Annotated in this window: 2 protein-coding genes and 1 pseudogene; all 3 read right to left on the reverse strand. The window is 71.6% G+C overall.

What is annotated here, in order from left to right:
• Nucleotides 1–83: 83 nt before the first annotated feature.
• Complete coding sequence (locus tag GX015_RS08230; RefSeq protein ID WP_291344260.1) at nt 84–3872, reverse strand: hypothetical protein; 3789 nt, start codon at nt 3870–3872, stop codon at nt 84–86.
• 60 nt (nt 3873–3932) lie between these two features.
• The gene (locus tag GX015_RS08235) at nt 3933–5537 is read right to left on the reverse strand and encodes an MFS transporter (protein ID WP_291344262.1); all 1605 of its coding nucleotides are present in this window, start codon (nt 5535–5537) and stop codon (nt 3933–3935) included.
• A gap of 228 nt (nt 5538–5765) precedes the next feature.
• Nucleotides 5766–6040 (reverse strand): annotated as a pseudogene (locus tag GX015_RS08240) (threonine dehydratase); the annotation flags it as partial.

The following is a 6040-nucleotide window of genomic DNA, read 5'->3' on the forward strand; positions in this document are numbered from 1 at the left end:
CCATGACGGCGAACATCACCAGTCCCAGAATGTCGGCTTCGCTCATCGCGCTCTCTTCCGTTCGTTAGCTTGTTTGCCGGCGCCTACTCGGAGATGAAGTCCGGCAGATCGTCCTCGGAAATATCTCCGGCCCCGGCGTCCCGGACGTCAACGAGTGCGGCGGCCTCGGCGACCGCGGCCTCGTTGGACTGTGCGTCGGCGGCCTCCTGATCCACCTCGACGTCATCCGCCCCGGCCCCAGTCGCCGACTCAGCCTCAACCTCAGCCTCCGGCTCCTGCGGATCCGTCAGATCGCCGTGGATCGCATGCGTGACCAGCGCGTCGGCGATGAGCAGGTCGCCCATCACGAGCGTCGGCACCATGTCGGCGAGCTGCGCCCACAGCGGGATCAGGCTGCGCACGACGGTGTCGTCGACGTCCGGGTTCGCCGCCTTCTGCCGCGCCAGCGCGCGGGCGGCCACGGCGATGAGCAGCGACGTGCCCGGCACCAGCGTCCAGTGCAACGACGGGTCGTCGGCGTCGATGCCGTCGAGCTTGTGGAACCGCACGTTGACGGCCTTCCGCAGCTTCGGCGACGTCCGCGACACCGCCTGGAACAGCGCCCGCGACGCCGCCGCCAGCCCCGGCATGATGCCGGCCTCGACGATCTCGGCGCGGTTGGCCACGACCTCGTGGATCGCGGTGAAGCGCGCGTCGTCGTCGGTCAGCGGCCCGGGCACCATGCGGTGGCCGTCGAAGACCTGCGCCAGAATGGCGTTGGCCTGCGGCTCCGGCAGCGCCGTGATCTGCACCGACGTCTTGTCGATGCACGCCGACTCCAGCGTCGTGTCCTGCCCCGTCGCCAGCGCGCGGATCAGCGCCTCGCCGCCGGCGCGGCGCAGGTGGGCGATCTGGTCCTTCTGCTTCGCCACGCTTGACGACGGATCGGCCAGATCCGCCATCGCCGCCAGCGCCCCGAGCCACGGCACGCGCCGGCGGCCCGGAGTCGGGGACTTTTCGGTGAAGTCGCCGAGCACCAGACCGGAGGACACGACCATGCCCGGCTGATCGCCGAGGCGGATCGCCGAGCCATTGAGCGCGGCCAGGCCGGTGCGCGGATCGGCGGTGAGCACGCGGCGCAGGTTGTCCGGTGCCAGCGCCCCGGACACCTGCGGCATGATGGTCGCCCGTCCGGCGCGCAGGGTCTCGAACAGGGACCACACGCCGGTCAGCTCGCGCACGCCGAGGTTCTCGGGCAGTGCTGCGGCTGCGGCGGCGCCGCTTTCTGCACCGTCGTCCGCCCCTTCGGCGGCCACGGCGTCATCGACGACGACCGCCGCTTCCGGCGCCGGCCACAGCGGGCGGCGGTCGGACTCGCGGCCGAAAACGACCTGGACGATGAGCGTGGGGTGTCGCGCGGTGTCGTCGTCAAGCGTGCACCTGCCGTCGACGACCGGCAGGGCCCGCGGCGCGCACCACGGCTGAGCCGGGCACCACACCCACGCGGTCAACGACAGATCGGCGAAGGCCGGATCGACGCCGACGACGAGCTCGCCGCCGTCGCGGGTGACGGAGCGGACCGTGTCGGTCTTCGGGGCCTCCACGAGCGGCACGGACAGGCGGCGGCGCCCGGTGACGCGGGTCCAGTCGAGGCTGATGGTCAGGTCGGAGAGCATGGCCACGCGGTCGGCGTAGGTGCCCAGGTCGGCGAAGGCGTCGTCGCCGCGGCGGGTCAGCGGCACGCGGCAAATGTCGCGCTCCCCCGACTTCACCGCCAGGTGCGCATGGCGGAGCTCGCCCGGAGCCGACACGCGGAACACCCCGTGCGCGTCGACGCGGCCCGGCCGGGTGCGCAGGGTGCGGGAACGGCGGGCCGGCGTTTCATCGGTGAGCGGGACCTCGAAGCGGAGGCGGCCCGGATTGACGCGGAGCTCCAGGTAGGCGCCCTCCTCCGTGGACAGCTCCACCGTGCCCGTCGAATCCGCGGGGCCCAGCCGCAGCACGGCCGGCTCGACCTCCAGCGGCTTGTCGCCGGAGAGCACGCGGACCTCCGCGGGGCTCAGGCCGGCTTCCTCGGGGATGCGGAATCCGTCGCCGCCGCCGCGGTAGGAAACGTCCAGATCGGCCTGCTCGGCGACGGCGATGTGCGACTGGAAGCTGCGGCCGCGCGGGTTGGTCAGACGGACGACGAACTCGCCGAGCCACGGGTAGTCGTCGTCGGTGAGCACGTCGACCTCGCCGCCGGCGGCGGGAACCTCGAGGTCGTAGACCATGACCATGTCCTCGGCGAAGCGCCCGTACCCGGGGAAGTCGGCGACCTGGACGCGCCAGGCCTCGTCGCGGCCGGACAGGGTCGGCGGGAACACCGCGACGGGCCCGCCGGCGTGGACCGGGGTGCCGTGGACGGTCGAGGCGCCGTCGAGGCGGGCGTGCGGCATGGTCAGCTTCGGGCGGCGCATCGGCGACGCCGAGCGGACCTCGCCGACGACGCCGGGCCGCACCACCTGCAGCGCGTGGACGTCGCGCAGATCGGCCTGCGCCACCTGCCACAGCTCCCATTCGGCGGGCGCGGGCTCGGACAGCAGCGGCACGTCCTCGCCGGTCACCGGGTCGACCAGGCGGGCGTCGTTCGGGTAGACGACGTGCACCGACGTCGAATGCAGCGACACCTTGTCGGTGACGGACTGGCCGTCGTCGCCGAAGATGAGCACCGGGTCGGCGGTGTCGATGGCGGGCACGCGCCAGTGCGGGCCGTCGCCGAGTTCGACCAGGACCTCGCGCACCGGCTCGGTGATGGGCACGACGGGCCGGGCGGTCGCCTCGCCCAGCGCCACGGCCGGTTCGGCGACGACGGTGCCGCCGTAGGTCACCAGCCAGGACCGGCCGGCGGGCGCCGACGGGGTGGGCAGCTGCACGCAGACGCGGTTTTCCAGTTCGTCGAAGAACAGCTGCGGGCGGCCGGTGGTGGCCACGACGCCGACGGCGGTGCGTCGCGACGGCGTGCCGGCGGGCCGGGCGCGCAATTCCTCGCGGGCGGCGTCGAGGAGGATCGGCGGCAGCCCGACCTCGTCGGGCCCCAGGTCCTCGCGCGATTCCCAGTTCGCGGGGTCGGCGGCGGTGGCCATGACGTACCCCAGAGTCGCCTGCACCAGCCGGCGGGCGCGCGCCACCGCGGACTGCGATAGCACACGCAGCGCGCGCGGCACGTCGGAACCGATGTCCGCGGCGAAGCCCGACACCATCGCGTCGATGCCGTCGCGGACGGGCTGGAGCTTCTGCACCAGATCGCTTGACGACGACCCGCCGACACCTCCCCCGGCCTCGCCGCCGATTCCGGCGGCGTCCTCGATGCGCTCGATGAGCAGCGGCATGACCGACTGCTGCACGCCGGCGTGGAGCATCATCAGCCGGGCGGAGTCTTCGCGGGTTCCGGGTTCGGCGGGGGCGCCGTCGAGAAGCGCGACGTCCGGCAGTCCGAGCTCCGCCAGGATCTCCGGGACCCGCTCCACCACGTGCTCGACGAAGGCGGCGACGTCCGTGGACTCGGAGTCCAGCTGCAGGCCCGCGGTCCAATCGGCCCACAGGTCGGTGGTGGAGGCGACGCGGGCGGCGCGGCCGACCAGGGACGCCAGCAGCACCGCGGGGTAGGAATCGGCGACGCCGCGGGCGCCATCGACGTCGACGGCTTTGAGCAGCGGCCCGAGGAAGCCGTCGATCCGCTCGACCTCGTCCATCCGGATGCCCGACCAGGTGACCAGCGCCTCGGCACCGTCCTCCGAATCGGCGTCCGCGGCGAGGGCGGCCAACCGTCCTCGCAGGTCAACGTCCGCGGCTGCGAGCCAGGCACGGAGCGGATTCGGATCATGCGGCGCATCGGCCATGGTTGGGTTCACACTCTCCTCTATGGGTCCCGTTTGTCGGGCCTTTTCGGGGCCCGCGCATCGGGCTTCATTCTAACGACGCTCCGCGACGGCGACCTCATGGGCATCATCGCCGCCGGCGCGGACGTCCGGCAGCAGGGCGCGGACGGCTACCGCCGTTGCGATGCAGCAACCCACCGCCACCGCCGACGCCCACCCCATGCCGGACGTGAACGCCGTGTCCGCCACGTCGATGACGGACGCGGCAAGATCCGCGGGCAGGGATTCCGCGAGCACGTGAGCCGAGTTGACGTTGTCCGACAACTCGGCGGACTGGGCGGCGTCGAGCGGGAGGTCGACCGTCGACAGCTCCCGGGAGTACACGCCCACCAGGACCGAACCGAGAATCGCCGCGCCGAAGGCGCCGCCGAGCTCGTAGCCGGTCTCGGACAGCGCCGAGGCCGCGCCGGACTGCTCCGGCGGGGCGGAACCCAGGATGATGGTGTTGGTGACCGGGTCGATCATGCCCGAGCCGACTCCCAGCAGGATGAAGGATGCGGCGAACCACACCTGGGCGCCCGTGCCCGACGACACCGCCGGCCACGCGCCGGAGGCCTCCACGACGTGCATGGCCAGACCGGCGGCGGCCAGGGTGATGGCGATGAGCAGCAGCGGCCGGGCGGAGAACCTGCCCACCATTTCACCGGTGATCATCGTCGCCGCCATGGACGCGACCATGCCCGGCATGAGCAGCAGACCCGCGTGCACCGGGCTGATGCCGAGCACGACCTGCAGGTACTGGGTGAGGTAGAACATTGCGCCGACCAGCAGGAACGACGACATGGCGTTGATGACCACCGACACCGCGTAGGCGCGGTCGCGCAGCAATCGGACGTCCACGAGCGGATGCGGGGCATTGTTCAGGTGCGCCACCAGCGCACCGGCGGCCAGAAGAGCGGCGGTGGCCAGCAGCGCCGGAATCCACCATGCCAACCCGGCCGTCGCGGCCTTCAGCGCGCCGACGACGCCGAACAGAGCCACCATCGACAACACCGCGCCGGCGATGTCGAACCGGCCCGGGGCCGTCGCCTTCGACTCGGGCAGCACCAGCAGGCCGCCCACGATCACGGCGACGGCGACGGGGACGTTGATGATGAACACCGAGCCCCAATGGAAGTGCTCCAGCAGCCACCCGCCGAGGACGGGCCCGATGATCGCGCCGAGCGAGTAGCACGAGATCCACACCGCGATCGCCCGCGGCAACTCGTTCTTGTCCGGGAACATCGCCTTGATCAGCGACAACGTCGACGGCATCAGCGTCGCCCCGGCCACGCCCTGCAGCGCGCGGGCGACGATGAGCATCACCGGGCTCACCGAATACGCCGCCAGCAGCGACGCCGCGCCGAACCCGGCGATGCCCCACATCAGCAGCTTCCGGCGGCCGATCCGGTCGCCGAGGGTGCCCATGGTGATCAACAGCGTCGCGATGACGAACGCGTACACGTCGACGATCCACAGCAGCTGCGTGCCCGAAGGATCCAGATCCCTGGAGATCGCCGGCAACGCGAAGTTCAGCACCGTCATGTCGATCGCCAGGATGACCACGGCCAGCGCGAGCACCGCCACACCCCACCAGCGCAGCGGATACGAGGGCGCGCCGGCGTCGTAAAGCTCGTCATTCAAAGCTTTGTCGCGCACGAAAGACCCCTTTCTCTCCATGGCTCTGGCGGACCATCACCTGCCGGGGGCACGGCAGCCGGGGACCTCCCCGGCATTCACCCGTCGCATGCGCGCCGGTCACCGTCCTCCCGCCTTGGAAAGCAGGGGTCTTCGTCAGGCCGACCCCGCGGCGCGGTCACCGCGGGGTCAGTCGTCTCAAGTGCTCGCTCAGCGTAACAGGGGCTCACGGGGCCCCGCCAGCGCGAACTACGTCAGGAAGTCGTACTCCGGGGTGCCCGGCATCAGGCGCCGGCAATCCAGCGGGGAGGCGTCCATCCGCTCGACGAGCGCATCGAGGTCGCCGGCGTTGCGCAGCTCGATGCCGACCAGCGCCGCCCCCGTCTCGCGGTTGTTGCGCTTGAGGTACTCGAACAGCGCGATGTCGTCGTCCGGGCCGAGGATGTCGTTGAGGAACATGCGCAGCTGGCCCGGCTTCTGCGGGAAGTTGACCAGGAAGTAGTGCTTCAGGCCGCGGTAGACCA

This window comes from Corynebacterium sp., assembly GCF_012837295.1.
Taxonomy (GTDB): domain Bacteria; phylum Actinomycetota; class Actinomycetes; order Mycobacteriales; family Mycobacteriaceae; genus Corynebacterium.